Origin of the sequence: Archangium sp., assembly GCF_045802675.1 — a bacterium.
Lineage (GTDB): Bacteria > Myxococcota > Myxococcia > Myxococcales > Myxococcaceae > Archangium.
In genome coordinates this window covers 114,896-135,417 of record NZ_JBJMQO010000022.1, presented here as the reverse complement: position 1 = coordinate 135,417, position 20,522 = coordinate 114,896, and the positions used below count along the sequence as shown (strand labels likewise).

The window sequence follows — 20,522 nt, the reverse complement described above, 5'->3', positions numbered from 1 at the left end:
CGTCCCGCCGCCCCAAGGGAGCCCCCGGAGAGTGCGGGGGCGCTACTTCGAGGGCTTCTCCGGTATCCACTTCACATCCGCGACGCCCACCCGGTGGTTGGCCACCCGAGCCATCACGAAGAGCAGGTCCGAGAGCCGGTTGAGGAAGACCACCGCCTCCTGCTGGGCCTCGCCCTCGCGCAGGGCGGCGACGACGCGGCGCTCGGCCCGCCGGCACACCGTGCGGGAGAGGTGCAACGCGGCGGCCGCCTGGCTGCCTCCCGGGAGGATGAAGTGCGTCATGGGCGACAGCTCGGTCTCGAACGTGTCGATGGCCGTCTCCATGTCCGTCACCCACTCGTCCTTGAGCCGGGGGATGTGCTCGGAGGCCTTGGTGCCCGAGGGCGTGGCCAGCACCGCGCCCACGGTGAAGAGCTGGTCCTGAAGCCGCTGCAGCAGCGCGTCCAGGTCCATGGGCATGTTCAGCGAGCGCGCCAGCCCCAGCGAGGCGTTGAGCTCGTCCACCTCTCCGTAGGCATCCACGCGCACGCTGTCCTTGCGCACCCGGCCTCCGCCGAACAGGCCCGTCTCGCCCGTGTCCCCGGTCTTCGTGTAGATCTTCATGGCGCGCCCCTTCTAGCGGGCTCGAGTCCGGGACCGCCAGCGGAAGCGCGGGCGCCGTGTACGGCGGGCACATACCGCGGGCATCCGTTGGAGATCCGGCATGTCGCGCGTCCTCGAGTGTCGCGCGCCCCACAGCTCCTGGGCTAGAAGCCGCTCCCCGCTTTGCGCTCGGCCATGAGCCGGGTGATCGATCCGACACCATGAAACAGTACCTCGCCCTGCTCGAGCACGTTCTCCACCATGGGACGAAGAAGAGTGACCGGACCGGCACCGGCACGCTGAGCATCTTCGGCCATCAGATGCGGTTCGACCTGACGCAGGGGTTCCCGCTGGTGACGACGAAGAAGCTGCACCTCAAGTCCATCATCCACGAGCTCTTGTGGATGCTCGCGGGCGGCACGAACGTGCACGACCTGCGGAAGCACGGCGTCACCATCTGGGACGAGTGGGCGGACACGAACGGCAACCTCGGCCCCATCTACGGGCACCAGTGGCGCTCGTGGTCCAGGCCCGACGGCGGCTCCATCGACCAGATGAGCCAGCTCGTCGAGCAGCTGAAGAAGAACCCGGACTCGCGGCGGCACATCATCAGCGCGTGGAACGTGGCGGACCTGGACGCGATGAAGCTGCCGCCCTGCCACATCCTCTTCCAGTTCTACGTGGCGGAGGGCCGGCTCTCCTGCCAGCTCTACCAGCGCAGCGCGGACATCTTCCTCGGGCTGCCCTTCAACATCGCGTCCTACGCGCTGCTGACGATGATGGTGGCGCAGGTGACGGGGCTCCAGGCGCACGAGTTCATCCACACCACGGGCGACGCGCACCTGTACCTCAACCACGTGGAGCAGGCCCGCGAGCAACTGAAGCGCGAGCCGCGCCCGCCGCCGAAGATGACGCTCAATCCTGAGGTCCGCTCGCTCTTCGGCTTCAAGTACGAGGACTTCACGCTGAGCAGCTACGAGCCGCATCCCGCCATCAAGGCGCCGGTGGCGGTATGAGGCTCGCCGCCATCGTGGCGATGGCCGCCAACCGGTGCATCGGCAAGGACAACACCCTGCCCTGGCGCCTGCCGGCGGACCTCAAGCGCTTCAAGCAGCTCACGATGGGGCACACGCTCGTCATGGGCCGCAAGACGTACGAGTCCATCGGCCGGCCGCTGCCGGGCAGGACGATGGTGGTGCTCACGCGCCAGAAGGACTACGCGCCCGAGGGCGTGCAGGTGGCGCACTCGCTGGAGCAGGCGCTGGAGCTGGCGCGCGGCGGCGAGGTCTTCATCGCCGGGGGCGCGGATCTCTACCAGCAGACGCTGGGGCGCGTGCGGCGGCTGTACCTCACGCGGATAGAGCGCGACTACGAGGGCGACACCTTCTTCCCCGAGATGGACCTGTCCGGCTGGAGGCTCGTCGAGGAGGAGCACCACCCGGCCACCGCCACCGAGCCGCCCTTCACCTTCCTCACCTACAAGCGGTAGAGGCGGTGGAAGCGGAAGGCCCTGCCCTTCCGCCCGCTACCGGACGCCCCATCTCCGCGTCCTTTTTGATTTTGATTCTCAAAATTGAAATTGAGGTCGGGGGCTGGTAGAGGTGGCTGCGTGAAACGCTCTGGCCTCCTGCTCCTGTCCCTGCTGCTCGCGGCGCCCCTGGCCGCCGCCGATGAGGGCGCGTCCGATGGGCGCACCTGGCACCGGCTGGTGGGCATCCTCCAGTACCTGCAGGCGGACTATCCGAACGCCGTCGCCTCGAAGTCGGACTTCGAGCTGGCCGAGCAGCGCAGCTTCATCGCCGAGGCCACGGACGCGGCCCGGGACATGGGGCCTCGCGGCGAGGGCTTCCTCACGCGGCTCCAGGACATCAAGGCGCGCGTGGACAAGGGCGAGGACCCCGAGGGCGTCAGCCGTGACTGCGCGGCGCTCGTGGAGGACCTGGTGCTCGCCGGGGGCCTGGCGCGCAGCCCTCACAGCGTGCCGGACCTGGTGAAGGGCGCGCAGGTGTTCCAGCAGAGCTGCGCGGCGTGCCACGGCCCGGACGGACGCGCGCAGGTGCCCATCGCCCACACGATGGAGCCGCACCCCACCAACTTCCAGGACGCGGAGGTGATGGAGGGGCTCACCCCGTACAAGGCCTTCAACACCACGAGCTTCGGCGTGACGGGCACGGCCATGCCCGGCTTCCCCACCCTCTCCGAGGAGGAGCGCTGGGCCGTCGCCTTCTACGTCTTCACCCTGCGCCAGCCCGCGTGCGAGGACAACCCGCCGCGCGTCTCGCTCGAGAAGCTGGCCAACTCCACGGACGCGGACCTCCTCCAGGCCCATGGGCAGGGGAACCTCGCGTGCCTGCGCCGCAAGATGCCCGACGTGGACGAGGAGCGCGGCCTGGTGACGGCGCGCGACCACGTGGAGCAGGCGCTGAAGCTGGGCGCGAGTGGGGACTCGGTGGGTGCGCGCAACGCGCTGCTGGACGCGTACCTCAACGGGGTGGAGCCGGTGGAGGCCGTGCTGCGCGCCCGCGACCCGGAGCTGGTGGGGAAGCTGGAGAAGGCCTTCCTGGACACGCGGCTGGCCGCCGAGAAGAAGAGCCCGCACCTGCAGGACGAGGGCCGCATCCTCCTGTCGCTGCTGGACGAGGCGCGCCGCAACAGCGGCAACGCGGCGAGCTTCATCTCGGTGATGTGGCTCACGCTGCTCATCCTGCTGCGCGAGGGCTTCGAGGCCACGGTCATCGTCGCGGCGCTGCTGGCGATGCTGCGCAAGATGAACGCGACCACGTCGGCGCGCGTGGTGCACGCCGGGTGGACCTCCGCGCTGGTGCTGGGCGCGGTGCTCTTCATCTTCGGGCGGCACCTGCTGGGCGGGGCCAACCGCGAGATGCTCGAGGGCTTCGCCGGGCTGGTGGCCGTGGGCATGCTGCTGTACGCGGCGCTGTGGCTCAACGCGCGCGCCAACATGAGCAAGTTCATGGGCGAGCTGCGCGAGAAGATGCAGGGGGCGTTGGGCCGCGGGAGCATGGCGGGCCTGTTCGGCATCGCCTTCACCTCGGCGCTGCGCGAGAGCGTGGAGACGGCCATCTTCCTGCAGGGCCTCACGCTGGACTCGCCCTCGGGGGTGATGTGGGGCTGCGCGGCGGGCGCCGTGGCCCTCACCGCGCTGGTGCTCTTCGTCAACCGCGTGGGCTACAAGCTGCCCATGAAGACGCTCTTCAAGGCGTCCACGGTGCTGCTGGTGGTCACCGCCATCATCCTGCTCGGCAAGGCGCTGCACGCCCTGCAGGAGGTGGCCCTGGTGCCGCTCAAGCCCATCCCCTTCGTCACCCTCGAGCCGCTCGGCATCTTCCCAGATGCCATGTCGCTCATCCCTCAGGCGGTGCTGACGGCCATCCCGCTCATCCTGCTCTTCATCAAGCGGCGCCGCGGGGGCACCACGCGGCTGGCGGACGCGTCCTCCCAGGGCTGAGGCCCGGGGATCCCCCCCCGCTCAGCCCTTCGGGGGCGGCGTCACCACCGGAGGCAGCTCGACGAGCTGCAGCCAGTGCATGTTCAGCACCCTCATCACCTCGACGAGCCCCTCGAAGGTCACCGGCTTGGAGATGAAGCAGTTGGCGCCCAGGTCGTAGCTGCGCAGGATGTCCTTCTCGGCCTTCGAGGTGGTCAGCACCACCACGGGAATCTGCCGCAGCGCCGGGTCGCCCTTGATTTCGCGCAGCGCCTCGCGCCCGTCCATGCGGGGCATGTTCAGGTCCAGGAGGATGAGCCCCGGACGCGGAGCGCTCTTCGGGTCCGAGTAGCGCCCGCGCTGGTACAGGTAGTCGAGCAGCTCCTCCCCATCCTCGACGAACCGGAGCTCGTTCATGAGCCGGTTCTCCTGCAGGGCCTTGAGGGCGAAGTCCCGGTCGTCCTCATCATCGTCGGCCATCAGGAGGGTGACGGGCTTGCGGGGGTCCATGGCGCCTCACCTCGACGGGTTCTGCTTGAGCGGCAACGTGACGATGAAGGTCGAGCCCTGTCCGGGGGTGCTCCGCGCATCGATGCTCCCCCCGTGCCGCTCGGCGATCTTCCGGCAGATGGCGAGGCCAATCCCCGTCCCCTCGTACTTGCCCCGCCCGTGCAGGCGCTGGAACAGGGCGAAGATGCGATCCAGGTACTTCACCTCGAAGCCGATGCCGTTGTCCTCCACCCGCAGCTCGGCCAGCCGGCCCTCGGCATCGAGCCCGCCTTGGATGGAGATGGATGGCGGCACGCCTTCCCGGTGGAACTTGAGGGCGTTGCTCAAGAGGTTCTGGAGCAGCTGCCGCATCTGCGCCGGGTCCGCCTCCACCGTGGGCAGCTCGCCGACCGTGACGGCCGCGCCCGCCTGAGCGATGGCCAGCTCCAGGTCATCCACCACCTCGAGGGCGAGCTGCTGGAGGTTCACGCGGACGAAGGGTTGCGCCCTCGACGAGATGCGCGAGTAGGCGAGCAGGTCGTCGATGAGCGTGCGCATGCGCGCCGCGGCGTTGCTCATCCGCTCGAGGTAGTCGCGGCCCTCGGGGCTGAGCACGGAGGCGCACGTGGCCGTCAGGCGCTCGCTGAAGGTCTGGATCTTCCGCAGCGGCTCCTGCAGGTCGTGCGAGGCCACGGAGGCGAAGTTCTCCAGCTCCCGGTTGGACTGCTCCAGGCGCAGCTGGGTCCGCTTGAGGTCGGTGATGTCCACCATGCTCAGCGTGAAGCCGACGATCTGCTCGCCCGAGCGGATGGGCCCCAGCTTCACCGCGAACCACTCGGGGCCCATGGGGACCGAGGAGCGGATTTCATAGCCGACGGGCTCACCGGTCGTGAGCACGTGCCGGATCAGGCCGCGCACCCGCTCGTGCTCCTCCGGGAGGGTCACGAAATAGATGCTCTTGCCCACCACGTCCGCGGGGGACATCCCCGGCACGTTGTAGTTCAGGAAGCGGATCCGCTCGTCGGCGTCGCACGTCATCATCATGATGGGCGACTGAGCGACGAGCACCTCGACCCCGAACAGGTCACCCGCCGCCGTGCGGCGCGCATCGAGGGTGATGGCGAGGTTGTCGAGCTCCGCCGCCAGCGGCGCGAGCGGCCCCTCGACCGCCTGGCACCGGACGTGGGGCTCATTGGCCCTCAGCCGTTTGACCACGTCCACCAACCCATCGAGGGTGGACCCGCGGGGCAATTCCGCGCCAGAAGCCTCGTCCGTCGAAGGGGTCTTCCCATCGCCCCTGTGGTTCTTGCTCAAGCGTGTTCCCCAAGGCACTGACGTGGTGGCTCTCCAGGCTATAGCAACACCGCTCGAGCCGGGAAGTAACGGCTGGAGGGTGCACGTGGCCCTCGACTCCCCAGCGTGCGAGCTTCGTGGGCCGGAGCACCCGGGCGCCGCGCCTCAGACGGGCCCGCGCTGTTCGAGCGGCAACGTGACGATGAAGGTCGAGCCCTGCCCGGGGGTGCTCCGCGCGAGGATGCTCCCCCCGTGCCGCTCGGCGATCTTCCGGCAGATGGAGAGGCCGATCCCCGTCCCCTCGTACTTGCTCCGCCCGTGCAGGCGCTGGAACAGGGCGAAGATGCGCTCCTGGTACTTCTCGTCGAAGCCGATGCCGTTGTCCTCCACCCGCAGTTGGAGTTGCTGTTTCCCGGCATCGACCGTGCCCTGGATGCAGATGCACGGCGCCACGTCGTCGCGGCGGAACTTGAGGGCGTTGCTCAAGAGGTTCTGGAGCAGTTGCCGCATCTGCATCGGGTCCGCCTCCAGCACGGGCAGCGCTCCGACTGAAATCGACGCTCGCGTCTGCTCGGTGACCGTCTCCAGGTCGTCCAGCACCTCGCGGGCGATCTGCTGGAGGTCCACCTGCTCGAAGGGCTGGGCCCTCGAGGAGACGCGGGAGAAGGAGAGCAGGTCATCGATGAGCGCGCGCATGCGCACCGCGGCGTTGTTCATCCGCTCGAGGTAATCGCGCCCCTCGGCACCGAGCGAGTCGGCGCACGTCGTCCTCAGGCGATCGCTCAAGGTCTGGATCTTCCGCAGCGGCTCCTGCAGGTCGTGCGAGGCCACGGAGGCGAAGCCATCCAGGGCCTGGTTGGAGCGCTCCAGGCGGAACTGGGTCTTCTTGAGGTCGGTGATGTCCATCAGGCTCAGCGTGCAGCCGACGACCTGGCCCTCGGACCGGATGGGCGCCACCTTCGCGCCGTACCACTCGGGGCCGATGGGGAGCGGGGAGCGGACCTCGTAGCTCCGGGACTCCCCGGTCTCGAGCACCGCACGGACATTGGACTTGATGACCTCCACCTGCTCGGGCGCGGTGAAGTCGTAGAGGCGCCTGCCCACCACCTCCGAGAGGGACAACCCCGGCAGGGTGTAGTTCATGAAGCGGATGCGCTCGTCGGCGTCGACCGAGATCATCATGACGGGCGACTGGGCGACGAGCGTCTCGAGGCCGAACAGCTCGTGGGAGCTCGTGCGGCGCGCCTCGAGCCGGGCGGACAGCTCATTGAGGGCCAGGGCCACCGGCGCCAGGGGGCCCTCCCCCGGCCGGCACCGGGGATGGGGCTCGTTGGCCGCCAGCCGGGAGATCATCCCCAGCAGTTCCTCGACAGTCGTGTCCCGAGCTGGCGCCCTGGTGGCGGTGGGCTGACGCGGTTCCAAGAATCCCCCCAGTGAGCTTCGTGTCCGAGTCGTGGTGAGAACGAAAGGGAACGATACCGGCGGCACCTCGCGAGGCGCCGCGGGGTCCCCCTGCTCTGTATTGCCAGTGACAGAGCGCTTGGATCCGGGGAAGTCGCGGCCGGGGTTCAGACCGGGAAGTAGTGGCCGGAGTCCTCGCGCATCCGGCCCTCCTCCACCAGCTTGAGCAGCACCGCGAGTGCGCTCCGCTCCGCCACGGGGTAGAGGAAGGGCGGGGTCTCCGCGTACGCGCGCTCCACCACCTGGGCGAGCGTCGCGCCGTCCGCGGGCACGGCCTCCACGATGCGTGCCTCGCGTGCCGCGCGGTGGTCCAGGTACTCCTGGAGCTTGCCCGGCCCGTCGGGGATGGCCGACCCGTGCGCCGGGTGCAGCGTCGTCACTGGCCAGTCCCGCAGCCGCGCGAGCTGCCGGAGGTACTCGCCCATGTCGCCCTCGGGCGGGTCGATGACGATGGTGCCGACGCCCGCCACCATGTCGCCCACCACCGCCGCGTGCGTCCGCTCATCCACCAGACACACATGGCCCCGCGCATGGCCCGGCGTGTACAGCACCCGCCAGCGCTGCGGCGGAGTCCCCGCCAGCTCCAGCACCTCGCCGTCCTCCAGCAGCCGGTCCGCCGGCACGTCCAGCCGGTCCGCCGTCCGCGCGTGGCACCACAGCGGCACGCCCAGCCGCTCCTTCACCGCGCGTGCCCCTCCCACGTGGTCTCCATGGTGGTGCGTGAGCAGCACCGCCTTGACGCGGGCCCCCTCCCCCACCAGCGCCTCCACCATCGTCAGCAGCCGGAACACCTCGGCCTCGTCGTCCGCGCCCGGATCCACGATGAGCAGCTCGCCGTTGCCCAGCACGTACGCGTTGGTGTGCGTGGCCGGCGGCAGCGTCGCCGTGCGCAGCGGGAACACCCGCACGCCCTGCTGGAACTCGATGCGCTGCGCGATGAAGTCCGGGCAGTGCGGCTGCTCGCGCAGGGCCGCCAGGGCCCGCTCCGGCGTGTCGAAGCGCGCCATCACCCGCAGCACGTGCAGGGCGGGCGGGTGCAGCAGCGCCGTGCCCTGCTCCCACCGCGCGAGCGCCTCGGCCGGCTTCACCCACGCCGCCTCCGCCAGCTCTCCGGGCCACCACTCCGCCAGGGCGTGGGCCGGTGCCTCCACCAGGTAGAAGAAGGTGTCGAAGCGCACGGGCGCGAACTCGGGCGTCACCCACCGCCCGGCGTCCGGGAAGTCCTCCGCCCGCAGCGACAGGCCGTGCCTCTGGAGCAGCTCCGTCCACGTGGCCCGCTTCTCCAGCAGCTCGCGGCGCAGCTCCCGCACCACCTCGGGAGCCAGCCACCCGGCGCGCTCGGCCACCAGCACCCCGGCCTCCTCGAAGAGCTCGCGCGCCGCCGCCACCCGTAGCGCCGCCTCCTGCCCCGAGGCCCCTCGCATCGGCACCAGCACGTCCGTCTTGTCCACCTTGCCGCCGGGAAACGCGTAGAAGCCCCCGGCGAACGCGAGTGCCTTCTCTCGCTTCACCCAGAAGACCTCCACGCCCCCGGGCGTCCTGCGGTACGGCACCACCACCGACGCGGGCCTCGTCGCCGCGACGGGGGGCGGCGGAGGCATTCCGGGAAGCGCTTCGCTCATGTCTGCACCTGTCCCAACAGCCGCGCCATCATGTTGCGCGCGTCCTCGATTTGATCCGGCCGCACGTACAGGCGCGACAGCCGCACCGCGCCGCTGTAGCGCTGGTAGAGCGGGGTGTAGCGCGCCACCTCCGTCAGCCGGCCGGTGGACACGTCGACGATGAAGAGACTCGGGCCCGAGCCCTCCGAGAAGTACTTGGAGAGCACGCCCTTGGACTCCACCGTGAAGTGCTCGAAGCCGCCCGTCACCAGGGCGCTGCGCAGCACCTCGAGGTCGTAGCCCACGTCCCGCTCGGTGAACTGCGCGAGCAGCTTGAAGCCCTGGCGCGTGGAGATGCGCTGGGCCCACCGGTTCTTCGAGCGCCGCAGCGTGTACCAGAGCTCCACGTCGTCGCAGCCGAGGAAGGCCTCGGGATCGGAGGGAATCTCGAACTCGCCGGGCGCCTCCTCGTAGTAGCGCCGCAGCATGTAGTCGAAGTTCACCGAGGTGTGGTGGTAGTAGACGGAGACGAACATGTGGTAGCGGCTGAGGAGGAAGTCCTCGAAGGCGAACGCCGCCGCCCGGCTCAGCGCGAGGTAGGCGCGCCCCTCCTTCACCGCCGGGTTCAGGTTGGAGATGATCCAATCCATGTCGTACCGGCCATAGTTGACTCCCGTATAGAAGGAGTCCCGGACGAGGTAGTCCATCCGGTCCGCGTCGAGCTCGCCGGAGACGATGGCGCGCAGGAAGGGCGTCCAGTCCACCCCCGCGTGCGAGAAGCCCGGGTCCTGCGGAGGCCGCGCCCCGGTGATGAGCCCCACCGCCGCCGAGGGGGTGATGCCCTGGGGTGCGTACCGCTCCTCGATGATGCGGGTGAGGGAGCTGTCCAACAGGAGCTTGGCGGTGAAGTCCTCGTGCGTCGCCTGCTCGCCCTCCGCCACGGCATCCAACCAGGAAGGCAGCCGCAGGGTGGCGCGCATGGGAGCGATGCGCTCGGAGGCGTGGGACAGCGGCATGTGCCCCAGGTCGTGGCACAGCACGGCCAGACGCACCGCGGCACTGAAGCGCTCCCGGACGTCGGCGGGGAGGCTGGAGCGGCCCGCTACAGCCTGGAACACCCGTGAAGCGACATGCATCGCGCCGAGCGAGTGGGCGTGCCGGGTATGGGTGGCCCCTGGGAAGGCCAGGTCGCCGAAGCCCAGCTGCCGCACGTGGCGCAGCCGCTGGTAGAAGCGGCTGTCGATGACGGCCTTCTCCTCACCACTCACATCGATGGTGCCGTGGATGGAGTCGCGAATCCGCATGGTTCTCCTCTCATACTTCCGGGAACTGCTCGGCGGCCAGCCAAACGGGCCATATGTGGACTGTCATCCCCCGGGGGGACGTGCTAACCCTGCCGCCGCACTCCGCACCACGCATGCACATCGCCATCCTGTACAACCGAGACCATGAGCTGTTGGAGGACGACCCGGGTCGGGAGGCGCGAGAGGACGTGATGCGCGTGGCCTCCGCCCTGTCCGAGGCCCTCTCCCGCGGCGACACCCATGCCGAGCCCCTCGCCGTCGAGGGCTCCCGGCTGGAGTTCGTGGACCTGCTCGCCCGGATGCAGCCCGACCTGGTCATCAACCTCTGCGAGTCCGTGGCCGCCGACGCCCGCGGGGAGATCATCATCCCCTGCCTGCTGGACATGCTCGGGCTGCCCTACACCGGCTCGCCGGCGCTCTCGCTGGCCCTGGCCCTGCACAAGGACAAGGCCAAGGAGTTGCTCAAGGCGCGCGGCGTCTCCACGCCGGGCTTCGCGCGGGTGGACCGGCTCGAGGACGTGGGCCTGGTGGACCTGCCCTTCCCGCTCATCGTCAAGCCCGCGCGCGAGGACGCCAGCGTGGGGATTACGAGCGACTCGGTGGTGCACGACCGCGCCGGCCTGGGCCGCGCCGTCGAGGCCGTGCTGCGCACCTTCCATCAGCCCGCCCTCATCGAGCAGTTCATCCCCGGGCGGGAAATCTACGTGCCGCTGCTGGGCAACACTCCGCGCCGGGCACTGCCGCTGACGGAAATCCGCTTCGGCAAGCTCTTCGAGGACCGGCCCAACATCGTCACCTACGCGGGCAAGTGGGAGACCGACTCGCCCGACTTCCAGAACACTCCCTCGGAGCCCTGCCTGCTGGAGGACCCCGTGCTGGAGGCGCGCCTGGTGAAGACGGCGATGGATGCCTTCGCCGCCCTCGAGTGCCAGGACTACGGCCGCGTGGACCTCCGGGTGACTCCGGAGGGCGTGCCCTACGTCATCGACATCAACCCCAACTGCGATCTCCACCCCGACGCGGGATTCGCCAAGGCCGCTCGCGCGGCTGGAATCGACTACTCCGCCCTGGCCACGAGGCTGGTGGAGATTGCTCTAGAAAGAGCCCATGGACATCCGACCGCTCGAAGGAAAGGACCGGGAGTCGCTCGCCTCCCTGATCCGTCAAATCGAAACGTTCTCGCCGGAAGAGGTGGAGGTCGCAATCGAGCTCGTCGATCTCGCGCTTCAGCCGAATAACCGCGACTACACGATTCTCGTCGCGGACCGGGACGGCAACCTGGTGGGCTACATCTGCTACGGCCCCACGCCGATGACCGAGGGCACGTACGACCTGTACTGGATTGCCTCCGACCCCACGGTGCGAGGCCAGGGCGTGGGCGCCTCGCTGATTTCGGGCATGGAGGCGGACCTGCGCCGTCAGAAGGCCCGGCTCATCCGCGTGGAGACGAGCGCCACCGAGGCCTACGGGCCCACCCGCGGCTTCTACGCCTCCATGAAGTACACTGAGGAGGCGCGCATCCGCGACTTCTACAAGGTCGGCGACGACCTCATCATGCTCTCCAAGCGACTCTAAGAGACTCCAGGCGCCCGGCGCCGGAGAGCGGTGCGAGTGATGCGACCCTTCCGAAGAGCCCTCCCCACGCTGGGCGCCGCGCTGCTGAGCCTGGCGCTCGTGCAGTGCAAGAAGCAGCAGGAGCCCGCGCCCCGGGCCAGCCCGCAACAGGCCCAGACGCAGCAGGCCCCGGCCCGCGTCTCGGACGTGCTCGAGGCGCGCCGGCCCCAGGGCGGCGAGTACCTGGGGCTGTACCTGGTGGACAAGAAGGTGGGCTACGTCTTCCAGGACCTGGGGCTGATTCCAGGCCGGAACGACCGGGTGCGCGGCATCAACGAGCTGCACTTCAAGGCGCAGGTGGGCTCGCGGATGTCCGAGCGCGTCCACCGGGAGGAGCGCATCTACGAGGCCGGGCCCGGCGGGAGGCTGGTGGCCTTCACCATCGAGCAGCGCGGGGACGGCGGCACGCAGACGCTGGTGGGCACCGCCACGCCCACGGGCATCAGCGTGGTGCGCAAGCGGCCCGGCATGCCGGACGAGACGGTGAGCCTGCCGCCCACCACCGAGACGGTGGAGGACGCCGACCAGGTGCGCGTGGCGCTGCTGCGCCGGGCGAACGTGGCCGGCAGCTCGCTGGATGGGACGGACCTGGGCACCTACAATCTCTCCACCACGTACCAGCCCGCCGAGGAGCGGCTGGTGAGCGGGGTGAAGGTGAAGGTGGGCAAGGCCGTCAGCGTCTCGGAGAAGGAGAAGGTGCCCGTCACCGCCTATGTGGCCGAGGAGGACGGGCGGGTGCTGGAGCTGGAGTACGGGCAGACGATGAAGGCCCGTGCCGAGCCCGAGGCGGTGGCGAAGCGGTTGGATCTGGTGGAGGTGTTCGGCCTCACGCGCGTGGTGCTGCCCAGGACGCTGCCGCCCGAGGCGCATGCCATCCCCGGCGAGGTGAAGCTGGTGATGGAGAACCTGCCGCCGCAGTTCCAGCGCGACACCTACCGGCAGAAGTACCAGGCCCAGGCGGACGGGCGGGTGCTGGTGACGCTGTCGGCGCGGGCCCCCGAGCCCGGCAAGCTCAAGCCCCGGCCGCTCGCGGACCCCGAGGGGGGCAGGAACCTGAAGACTTCCATCATCGTCGAGAGCGACAGCCCTCAAATCCGTGAGCTGGCCGCCCAGGTGGTGGGAGACGAGAAGGACGCCTACGCGGCGGCGAAGAAGATTGTGAGCTGGGTGGCGGCGAACCTGCAGAAGGACTACGGGGCGAGCGCGGACCGGGCCACGGACGTGCTGCGCCAGCGCAAGGGCGACTGCACGGAGCACTCGCTGCTCTCGGTGTCGCTGCTGCGCGCCTCCGGCATCCCCGCCCGGCGCGTGGACGGCGTCATCTACATGGTGAACCAGGATGGCGTGCCGGCCCTCTACTGGCACGAGTGGGTGGAGGCCTTCGTGGGCGAGTGGACCCAGATGGACCCCACCTTCAACCAGGTGGTCGCGGATGCCACCCACTTCGGCGTGGGCCTGGAGGAAAACGCGGAAATCACCCCATTGATTGGGGCTCTAAAGGTTGTCGAGGTAAAGTAGGGGGATTCCCGGGGGCCCCTCTTGGCAAGAAGTTGTCGAGTCGACTAAGGAAACCCCGCCTTTTGTGGCGATTGTAACGGGGGTTTCATGAACAAGTTGACGCAGAAGTTCCTGGTGGTCTCGATGCTCGCCTTCGCGGGCTGTGAGCACGAGGCCAACAGCGGCCGGTTGGTGGGCTTCATCGTGGATGGCCAGACCGGCCAGCGGATGAACTTCTTCAAGGCGGACGGCAGCAAGAACAACCTGGACGACGACAAGGACAGCAAGAACCAGGTGTACGCGGTCATCGACGGCGAGTTCCGTCGCGCGGTGCCGTGCGGCAGCGGCGACGCGAACGATGACAACGGCATCGAGGCGGACGGCTGCTACCAGATCGACGGCATCCCGGAGGGGATGGAGATTCCCCTCTTCGCGCAGGCCGATGGCTACGAGCGGTTCGTGGGGCAGCTCGAGTACCCCATCCTGGACTCGGATCAGGAGCACGCGCAGTACGTGGGGAACATCCGGCTGTTCCCCAAGGGGTACACGACGGACTACCGCTTCGCCGTGAGCTTCAACAACCAGCCGGTGGCCAAGGCGCAGGTCATCTGCCAGTACCTGGCGACGAACGGCAACACGCTGCAGACCCAGGGCGACTTCCTGGAGCCGGTGAACACGGGCACGACCACCGTCACCGCCACCGCGGGCGATGATGGCGTGGCGATCATCCCGGGCGCGCAACTCGTCAACGGTGCGACCTACAAGTGCGAGGGCGTGCTGAACCATGCGCTGGACGGGCAGACGCTGTCGGGCCAGGGCTACATCGTGGCCGGCGTGAACCAGCCCGAGCAGAGCATGTCGCTGTCGGCCGATGACTCGATCGACTACCTGCTCTACGCGGTGCGCTCCAACATGGACGACGACACCAAGCTGATGGGAGCGAACGGCAAGCTCGTCATCACCTTCAACCGCCCGGTGGAAATCGTCCCCGGGACGGTGGACTGCCAGACGGCTTCGGCCAGCATCTCCTACCCGGACAGCGACACCACCCAGGGCAAGCTCAACGGATACATCGCCGACAACAACGCGTCGGAGCAGGTCACCACGGAGATCTCCCCCGACGGGCTCACGCTGTCCGTGGGGTACAAGGCGGAGATCGCGTTCGATCCGGATGACAAGGGTACCATCGTCTACTTCAGCGGCATCGTCCTGCGCCCGCGCGGCAGCACGGACTCCCGTGAGGCGCGCGCCATCGGCGGCGTGGGCACCTGCCCGGCGATCTCCGGATTCAGGGTGTGGGACATGGTGAACCTGCGCCTCGGCGGCGACTACCAGCCCGACTACGTCCGGCTCTACTAGTCCTCGAAGCATCAGCCTGGAGCGGGCGAGATGAACCCCGCTCGCTCCGGGCAAGACGACAAGCTCATGGCCGGGCCCGGCCATGAGCTTCGTTCCTCCCCTTCAGGCAGGTTCGTAGCGAAGCGCCCCGGTCAACCCGTTTGCGAGGTGAGCCCCCGAAAGAGTGGCTCCAGCCCTGGCTGACCCGATGTATCGCAGGCCTCCGTCTCACCGCGCGGACACCGTACACGTGCAGAGACGCGATCTGCGGCCTCCAGGCCACGCAAGGTCGCGAGATGACGGACGATGCGCCTGGCCCCAGGATTGCCAAGCCTGGAGCGGCCGCGCTCCAACCATTCCACTCCGCCCACTCACCTCGCGTGCTCACAACCCCCACGCAGGGCTGAGTCCGCGTGGAGCGCTCTGAAAGGACATTCGCCATGCGTTCAAAGCTGTTGTTGCCGCTCATTGTCTCGGCGCTCCTCGGACAAGCCTGTATCGAGCTGCCAGGGATAGAGCCGGCAGGCGAAACGGACGTTCCTGGTAATGAGACGGATGCGGGAGTCACTCCCCAGAAGCAGCCGCCAGAATTGACGGAGACCCGCCAGACGGCCACCTCGGTTCCAGGTGGGGGGGGTGTCACGCTCGGCATCAGTGCGCGCGACCCGCAGGACAGCGCGCTCGGCTTTTCATGGGAAGCCAGTGCGGGGGTCCTCGGGAACCAGACGAGCACCAACACCTCCAGTGAGGTGACCTGGACGGCACCGACCTGCGGTTCCACCCCCTCGGTGACCACCGAGACCCTCACTGCCACGGTGACCAACGCACTGGGCCTCTCCACATCCAAGCGCTTCAGCATCACGGCGAGATGTCAATCGCCAGAGGTCACGGAGACCCAGCAGTCGGCCACCGTCACTTCGGATGGAGAAACAGTCATGCTCCATCTCACCGCGCGCGACCCGCAGAACAGTGCGCTCGGCTTCTCCTGGCATTCCAATGCCGGAAGCCTCGGCACTCCAACGAGCACGGCCACTGGCAGCGAGGTCACCTGGGCGACATCGGCCTGCACCTCTTCGTCCCCGAAAGAAACTACCGCCATCATCACGGGGACGGTGACCAACGCATTGGGACTCTCCACGAGTGCGAGCTTCAACGTCACAGCCACGTGCCCGAAGTGGTTCTCGACCCCCGCGATGGTTTCCAGTCGTACCGCCCACACTGCCACCTTGCTCAATTCGGGCAAGGTACTGGTCGCGGGCGGCGCCTCAAACATCGCCACGGCGGAGATGTACAGTCCAACCGGCACATGGTCTTCTACCAGTAGCATGGTGTTCGCTCGCGCCTATCACACAGCAACCCTGCTCAATTCGGGCAAGGTACTGGTCACGGGCGGCTCCAGCGATGGCACCACCTTCCTGCAAACGGCGGAGATATTTGACCCCGCTACGGGTAACTGGTCATCCACGGGTAGCATGGCTTCGGCCCGTTACCGCCACACCTCCACCTTGCTGCCCTCGGGCAAAGTGCTGGTCACGGGCGGATACAGGGGCAGTGGTGACCCGACTGCAGCGGAGACCTACGATCCCGCTGCTGGAACCTGGTCCTCAGCTGGGAATATGACCACCTTACGCTCCGGTCACACCGCCACCCTGCTCAACTCTGGCACGGTGCTGGTCGCGGGTTATGGCACAGCGGATTTGTATAACCCGGCGACTGGAGCATGGAGATCCACGCCACGAATGGTCGCCGATCGCAGTGGCCACACCGCCACACTGCTGTCCTCCGGAAAGGTTCTGGTTGTTGGTGGAGTCACCAACAACCTCTATCTCGCCACGGCGGAGGTGTACGACCCAATCACTGGAACATGGACATCCACTGGTGGTGATATGGCCACGACTCGTGCCTATCACACTGCCACCCTGCTGCCCTCGGGCAAGGTGCTGGTAGCAGGTGGGCAGAACAAGGATGGATTGCTCTCCTCCGCAGAGGTCTACGACCCGCAGACGGGAACCTGGGCTCCCACGATCAGTATGCTCGCTGCTCGAGCTAGTCATTCCGCCACCCTGCTGCCCTCGGGCAAGGTGCTGGTAACGGGATGGGCAAACAATCCCACGGCGGAGATTTACGAGCCTTGAATCCTCTCTGCTCCGAAAAGAATGCGGTTGACGATACGCTCACACCATAATGGGGCGAGCGCAACTTGATCTGACCTGGGCTCAGCCTTTCGCTGGCATCAGGGCCAGATTCCTCGCGAGCTCGCCCGTCTCCGTGGTGGGCGGCTCGCAGGCGAAGTGGCGGCACAGATAGGCGGCTGCGTTCCCCCCCACCGGCTCGCGGCCCTCAAAGGTCTCTCGCATCGACGGGGGCGTGGGTGCTCCCGGCTCCTTCCACGCGAAGGCGAACGTGGGTGCATACGTGGCTCGCGTCACCGATAGCAGGGGCTTCACCGCCTCGCGGGTCCCCACCAGGGTGACGCTCGGCGCGCCCTCCACCAGCGCGTCCGCGGCCAGTCCCAGGTGTCCGTATCCCATCGCGTTCTGCCGCAGCTGCTCCCGCATGCGGGACACGTAGCTCTCCGGCAACTCCAGGTACCGCTTGTTCCCCGTGAGCGCCGCCAGCGCCACCTGCGCCTCCGTCAGCGTCGAGGCCCCCGACGGAAACGCGTTGTCGAACGTCGCGTACGTCGCCACCACCAGGTCCTGCTGTGCCCTCGGCGCCGTCAGGTACGCCCGCTTCTCCGCATCCCAGAACCGCTCCTCCGCCGCCTTCACCAACCCCTCCGCCGCCTCCAGGTACCTCGGCTCGAAGGTCGCCTGGTACAGCGCCGTCAGTCCCGCGGCCAGGTCTCCATAATCCTCGAGGAAGCCCGGAATGCGCGCCTGCCCCTCCTGGTACGAGCGCAGCAACCGCTGCCCGTCCCATAGCTCCGACAGCAGGAAGTCCGCCGCACGCCGGGCCAGCGCCACCCAGTCCTCCCGCTCGAATACCCGTCCCGCGAAGGCCAGGCCTCGAATCATCAGCCCGTTCCACCCCGACAGAATCTTGTCGTCCCGCCCCGGCTTCACCCGCTTCTCCCTCGCCTCGAAGAGCCGCCGCCGCGCCTCCCCGAGCCCCTGCCCTACCTCCTCCACCGGAAGCTGGAGATCCCTCGCCAGCGTCTCCACCGGCACCACCGCCTCCAGCACCGTCGCGCCGTGCTCGAAGTTGCCCCCCGGCGTCACCCGGAAGTGCCGCAGCGCCAGCTCGGTCAGCTCCGGCGGCAGCACCTCGCGCACCTGCTCGGGCTTCCAGACGAAGAACTTCCCCTCCTCGCCCTCGCTGTCCGCGTCCTGCGTGGCGTAGAAGCCGCCGCGCGCGTCCGTCATCTCGCGCCGCACGTACTCCGCCGTCTCCTCCACCACCTTGCGCCACAGCGGCCTCGGCTCCACCTGGTACGCCTCCGTGTACAGGTGCAGCAGCTGCGCGTTGTCGTAGAGCATCTTCTCGAAGTGCGGCACCGTCCACCGCTCGTCCACCGAGTACCGGTGGAAGCCTCCTCCGAGCTGATCGTAGATGCCGCCCAGCGCCATCCGCTCCAGCGTCAGCAGCGCCCCCTTCTTCAGCGCCTCGTTCCCCGCGTCGCGCCGCCACGCCCGCAGCAGCATCGCCACGTTCATCGGGTTGGGGAACTTCGGCGCTCCCCCGAAGCCCCCATTCACCGGATCCACCCGGCGCAACAGGGCCTCGCCCATCGTCACCACGTCCTCCGGCTTCAGCGCCGCCGACACCGCGTCCAGGCCGTAGCTGGCCAGCTCGCCCAGGCCCTCGCGGAACTCCTCCGACTGGCGCCGTACGTCGTCCCGCTTCGTCTCCCAGGCCTCGTGCAGCGCCTCCAGCACCCGCGGGAAACCCGGCCTCCCGTACTTGTCCTTCGGCGGGAAGTAGGTGCCCCCGTAGAAGGGCAGCAGCTCCGGCGTCAGGAACACCGTCAGCGGCCACCCTCCCCCCTGCCCCATCAGCTGCACCACGCCCTGGTAGATTTGATCCACGTCCGGCCGCTCCTCGCGGTCCACCTTCACGTTGATGAACCACTCGTTCATCAACCCCGCGATGGTGGGGTCCTCGAAGGACTCGTGCGCCATCACGTGGCACCAGTGGCAGGCCGAGTACCCCACCGACAGCAGGATGGGCTTGTTCTCCGCCCGGGCCCGCGCGAAGGCCTCGTCCCCCCAGGAGTACCAGTCCACCGGGTTCGACGCATGCTGGCGCAGATAGGGCGACGGCTCTCGCGCGAGACGGTTGCTCGCACCGGACTGCGGAGTCTGGGCCATGGGGGGCTCCTCGAGTGGGGCGGCTCCGAGTGTGAGGGGGCACCGGCGGCGCGGGCAAGCTCCTCGGAGGGTGCGTGTCCTCCGGGAGAAGCCCGAGCGTTCAGGGACGGGCAGAAAGGTGCTGGGCAACGGCCCGCATTTGCGCTTTGTCCAGGGTCGTGGCCGAGCCCCCCTCCACCCGTGCTCCCTCCTCCGTGACGCTCTGCCTGGCGCTGCTGGCGGTGAGCGCCGGGGTGCGGCTCGCGCTCGCGCTGGGCACGGACGTCTACTTCGACGAGGCCTACTACTGGCAATGGGCCCAGCACCTCGACTGGGGCTACTACGACCACCCACCCCTGGTGGCCTGGCTCATCGCCGCGCTCGGGGTGCGGCCCACGGCCCTGCTGTGCGGCGTGGGCACGGTGGCCGCCGTGTGGGGCTTCGCCCGCGACGTGTACGGCCAGCGCGAGGCGGCCTGGCGCGCGGCCGCGCTGTGGAGCCTGGTACCCGTGGGCGTCCTCGCCGGCGTGTGGGGCACTCCGGACACGCCCCTGCTGCTGTGCTGGGTGCTCGCGCTGTGGGCTCTGCATCGCGAGCGCTGGGTGCTCGCGGGCCTGGCCTGCGGGCTGGCCCTGCTGTCCAAGTACCCGGGCGTGCTGCTCGCCGCGGCCTTCGTCGCCGCCTGCCTCCGCGCACGCCGCCTGCCCGCCGGTGCGTGGCTCACCGCGCTGCTCGGCGTGCTGCTCTTCCTGCCCGTGGTGCTGTGGAACGCGCACCATGACTGGGTGGGCTTCGCCTTCCAGCTCAAGCACGGCCTCGGAGGCACCGGCGGGTGGCGCTCCTTCGGGGAGTTCCTCGCCGGACAGCTCGCGCTCGGGGGCCCGGTGCTGTTGCCGCTGTCGCTCGTGTACGTGCTGCGTGGCCCGAGGGAGCACTTCCTCCTGCGCGCCGCCGCGGCCGCTCCCCTGCTCCTCTTCGGCTATGCCTCCATCCGCACCCGGGGCGAGGCCAACTGGCCCGCCGCCGCGTACCTCTCCGCGTGCGTGGGCATCGCCGGCATGCGGCCCGGATGGTTCCGCGCCGCGGCCCTCGCCAACCTCGCCGTGGTGCTCGCGGTGGGCTCGCACCTGCTCGTGCCCCTGCTGCGCTTCGAGCGTGACGTCACCCTCTCGCGCACCCACGGCTGGGCCGAGCTGTCCCAACTCTCCGAGCCCTCACGTCTCTTCCCCGGCCTCGAGCGCGAGGACATGGCCGTGGTGTACGCGCCCAGCTACCAGCTCGCCTCCGAGGTCGCCTACCACGCCCGGCTGCCCACGGACACCGCGGGTGGGGCCCGCCGCAGCCAGTACGACCTCTGGCCGGAACCGGTGCTGGCACCCGGCCAGGACGCGCTGTGGCTCTCCGAGGACCGCGCTCCCCCCGACGAGCTGACCGCGCGCTTCTCCTCCGTGGAGGGACCGGTGGTGCTGCCCGCCGAATTCCACGGACGCCGCGTGCACTCCTTCTCCGTGTGGCGGCTGCGCGACGCGAGGCCCTGAGCGCCCGGGCGGCGGGGAGCACTGCCGTCCACGGGGCTCGGGGTATGCTTCGCGCGCTCCCCAGGTCCCGG

General features: G+C 68.9%; 16 protein-coding genes. 9 read left to right on the top strand and 7 right to left on the bottom strand.

Annotated elements, in window-relative coordinates; all coding sequences use genetic code 11:
• Positions 1 to 42: 42 nt before the first annotated feature.
• On the bottom strand, positions 43 to 603 hold the full coding sequence (locus ACJ8AN_RS06000; protein WP_407754268.1) for a cob(I)yrinic acid a,c-diamide adenosyltransferase: 561 nt from the start codon (positions 601 to 603) through the stop codon (positions 43 to 45).
• A gap of 200 nt (positions 604 to 803) precedes the next feature.
• Here ACJ8AN_RS06000 and ACJ8AN_RS05995 point away from each other — a divergent pair, with 200 nt between their 5' ends.
• The 3 genes from ACJ8AN_RS05995 to ACJ8AN_RS05985 all read left to right on the top strand — a co-directional run bounded on the left by ACJ8AN_RS05995 (position 804) and on the right by ACJ8AN_RS05985 (position 4,048).
• Complete coding sequence (locus tag ACJ8AN_RS05995) at positions 804 to 1,598, top strand: thymidylate synthase (protein ID WP_407754267.1); 795 nt, start codon at positions 804 to 806, stop codon at positions 1,596 to 1,598.
• The gene (locus tag ACJ8AN_RS05990) at positions 1,595 to 2,071 is read left to right on the top strand and encodes a dihydrofolate reductase (protein WP_407754266.1); all 477 of its coding nucleotides are present in this window, start codon (positions 1,595 to 1,597) and stop codon (positions 2,069 to 2,071) included. The genes ACJ8AN_RS05995 and ACJ8AN_RS05990 overlap by 4 nt, the downstream gene beginning before the upstream one ends.
• A 120-nt stretch (positions 2,072 to 2,191) precedes the next feature.
• A complete protein-coding gene (locus ACJ8AN_RS05985; protein WP_407754265.1) occupies positions 2,192 to 4,048 on the top strand; it encodes a cytochrome c/FTR1 family iron permease in 1,857 nt (618 codons plus the stop codon).
• A 21-nt stretch (positions 4,049 to 4,069) separates the two neighbouring features.
• Here the strand turns inward: ACJ8AN_RS05985 and ACJ8AN_RS05980 are convergent, their stop codons facing one another.
• The 5 genes from ACJ8AN_RS05980 to ACJ8AN_RS05960 all read right to left on the bottom strand — a co-directional run bounded on the left by ACJ8AN_RS05980 (position 4,070) and on the right by ACJ8AN_RS05960 (position 10,175).
• Entirely contained in the window at positions 4,070 to 4,537 is a 468-nt protein-coding gene (locus ACJ8AN_RS05980; RefSeq protein ID WP_407754264.1) for a response regulator, read from the bottom strand.
• A 6-nt stretch (positions 4,538 to 4,543) separates the two neighbouring features.
• On the bottom strand, positions 4,544 to 5,830 hold the full coding sequence (locus tag ACJ8AN_RS05975; protein WP_407754263.1) for a sensor histidine kinase: 1,287 nt from the start codon (positions 5,828 to 5,830) through the stop codon (positions 4,544 to 4,546).
• A 144-nt stretch (positions 5,831 to 5,974) separates the two neighbouring features.
• The gene (locus ACJ8AN_RS05970; protein ID WP_407754262.1) at positions 5,975 to 7,231 is read right to left on the bottom strand and encodes an ATP-binding protein; all 1,257 of its coding nucleotides are present in this window, start codon (positions 7,229 to 7,231) and stop codon (positions 5,975 to 5,977) included.
• Between the two features lie 146 nt (positions 7,232 to 7,377).
• The gene (locus ACJ8AN_RS05965; RefSeq protein WP_407754261.1) at positions 7,378 to 8,892 is read right to left on the bottom strand and encodes an MBL fold metallo-hydrolase; all 1,515 of its coding nucleotides are present in this window, start codon (positions 8,890 to 8,892) and stop codon (positions 7,378 to 7,380) included.
• On the bottom strand, positions 8,889 to 10,175 hold the full coding sequence (locus ACJ8AN_RS05960; protein WP_407754260.1) for an HD domain-containing protein: 1,287 nt from the start codon (positions 10,173 to 10,175) through the stop codon (positions 8,889 to 8,891). The genes ACJ8AN_RS05965 and ACJ8AN_RS05960 overlap by 4 nt, the downstream gene beginning before the upstream one ends.
• A 113-nt stretch (positions 10,176 to 10,288) precedes the next feature.
• On the opposite strand from ACJ8AN_RS05960, the gene ACJ8AN_RS05955 reads away from it, so the two are divergent.
• The 5 genes from ACJ8AN_RS05955 (at position 10,289) to ACJ8AN_RS05935 (ending at position 16,759) form a co-directional block, all read left to right on the top strand.
• Entirely contained in the window at positions 10,289 to 11,413 is a 1,125-nt protein-coding gene (locus tag ACJ8AN_RS05955) for a D-alanine--D-alanine ligase (RefSeq protein WP_407754259.1), read from the top strand.
• The gene (locus ACJ8AN_RS05950; RefSeq protein ID WP_407754258.1) at positions 11,367 to 11,750 is read left to right on the top strand and encodes a GNAT family N-acetyltransferase; all 384 of its coding nucleotides are present in this window, start codon (positions 11,367 to 11,369) and stop codon (positions 11,748 to 11,750) included. The genes ACJ8AN_RS05955 and ACJ8AN_RS05950 overlap by 47 nt, the downstream gene beginning before the upstream one ends.
• Positions 11,751 to 11,789: 39 nt before the next feature.
• Positions 11,790 to 13,307: a transglutaminase-like domain-containing protein gene (locus ACJ8AN_RS05945; RefSeq protein WP_407754355.1), complete on the top strand. Its 1,518-nt coding sequence runs from the start codon at positions 11,790 to 11,792 to the stop codon at positions 13,305 to 13,307.
• An 87-nt stretch (positions 13,308 to 13,394) separates the two neighbouring features.
• Positions 13,395 to 14,645, top strand: a complete 1,251-nt coding sequence (locus ACJ8AN_RS05940; RefSeq protein ID WP_407754257.1) for a hypothetical protein — start codon at positions 13,395 to 13,397, stop codon at positions 14,643 to 14,645.
• 419 nt (positions 14,646 to 15,064) lie between these two features.
• A complete protein-coding gene (locus ACJ8AN_RS05935; protein ID WP_407754256.1) occupies positions 15,065 to 16,759 on the top strand; it encodes a kelch repeat-containing protein in 1,695 nt (564 codons plus the stop codon).
• Positions 16,760 to 16,840: 81 nt separating this feature from the next.
• Here ACJ8AN_RS05935 and ACJ8AN_RS05930 read toward each other — a convergent pair whose 3' ends face one another.
• Positions 16,841 to 18,934, bottom strand: coding sequence for a thioredoxin domain-containing protein (locus ACJ8AN_RS05930; protein WP_407754255.1), 2,094 nt, complete (start codon positions 18,932 to 18,934; stop codon positions 16,841 to 16,843).
• A gap of 194 nt (positions 18,935 to 19,128) precedes the next feature.
• On the opposite strand from ACJ8AN_RS05930, the gene ACJ8AN_RS05925 reads away from it, so the two are divergent.
• Positions 19,129 to 20,451: an ArnT family glycosyltransferase gene (locus tag ACJ8AN_RS05925; RefSeq protein ID WP_407754254.1), complete on the top strand. Its 1,323-nt coding sequence runs from the start codon at positions 19,129 to 19,131 to the stop codon at positions 20,449 to 20,451.
• The last annotated feature ends 71 nt before the right edge of the window (positions 20,452 to 20,522 follow it).

Bases quoted from the DNA above. Each gene is read 5' to 3' on its own strand.
- ACJ8AN_RS05930 (WP_407754255.1), bottom strand. From the start codon at position 18,934: ATGGCCCAGACTCCGCAGTCCGGTGCGAGCAACCGTCTCGCGCGAGAG.
- ACJ8AN_RS05940 (WP_407754257.1), top strand. From the start codon at position 13,395: ATGAACAAGTTGACGCAGAAGTTCCTGGTGGTCTCGATGCTCGCCTTC.
- ACJ8AN_RS06000 (WP_407754268.1), bottom strand. From the start codon at position 603: ATGAAGATCTACACGAAGACCGGGGACACGGGCGAGACGGGCCTGTTC.
- ACJ8AN_RS05945 (WP_407754355.1), top strand. From the start codon at position 11,790: ATGCGACCCTTCCGAAGAGCCCTCCCCACGCTGGGCGCCGCGCTGCTG.
- ACJ8AN_RS05935 (WP_407754256.1), top strand. From the start codon at position 15,065: ATGCGTTCAAAGCTGTTGTTGCCGCTCATTGTCTCGGCGCTCCTCGGA.
- ACJ8AN_RS05965 (WP_407754261.1), bottom strand. From the start codon at position 8,892: ATGAGCGAAGCGCTTCCCGGAATGCCTCCGCCGCCCCCCGTCGCGGCG.
- ACJ8AN_RS05995 (WP_407754267.1), top strand. From the start codon at position 804: ATGAAACAGTACCTCGCCCTGCTCGAGCACGTTCTCCACCATGGGACG.
- ACJ8AN_RS05980 (WP_407754264.1), bottom strand. From the start codon at position 4,537: ATGGACCCCCGCAAGCCCGTCACCCTCCTGATGGCCGACGATGATGAG.
- ACJ8AN_RS05960 (WP_407754260.1), bottom strand. From the start codon at position 10,175: ATGCGGATTCGCGACTCCATCCACGGCACCATCGATGTGAGTGGTGAG.
- ACJ8AN_RS05955 (WP_407754259.1), top strand. From the start codon at position 10,289: ATGCACATCGCCATCCTGTACAACCGAGACCATGAGCTGTTGGAGGAC.
- ACJ8AN_RS05990 (WP_407754266.1), top strand. From the start codon at position 1,595: ATGAGGCTCGCCGCCATCGTGGCGATGGCCGCCAACCGGTGCATCGGC.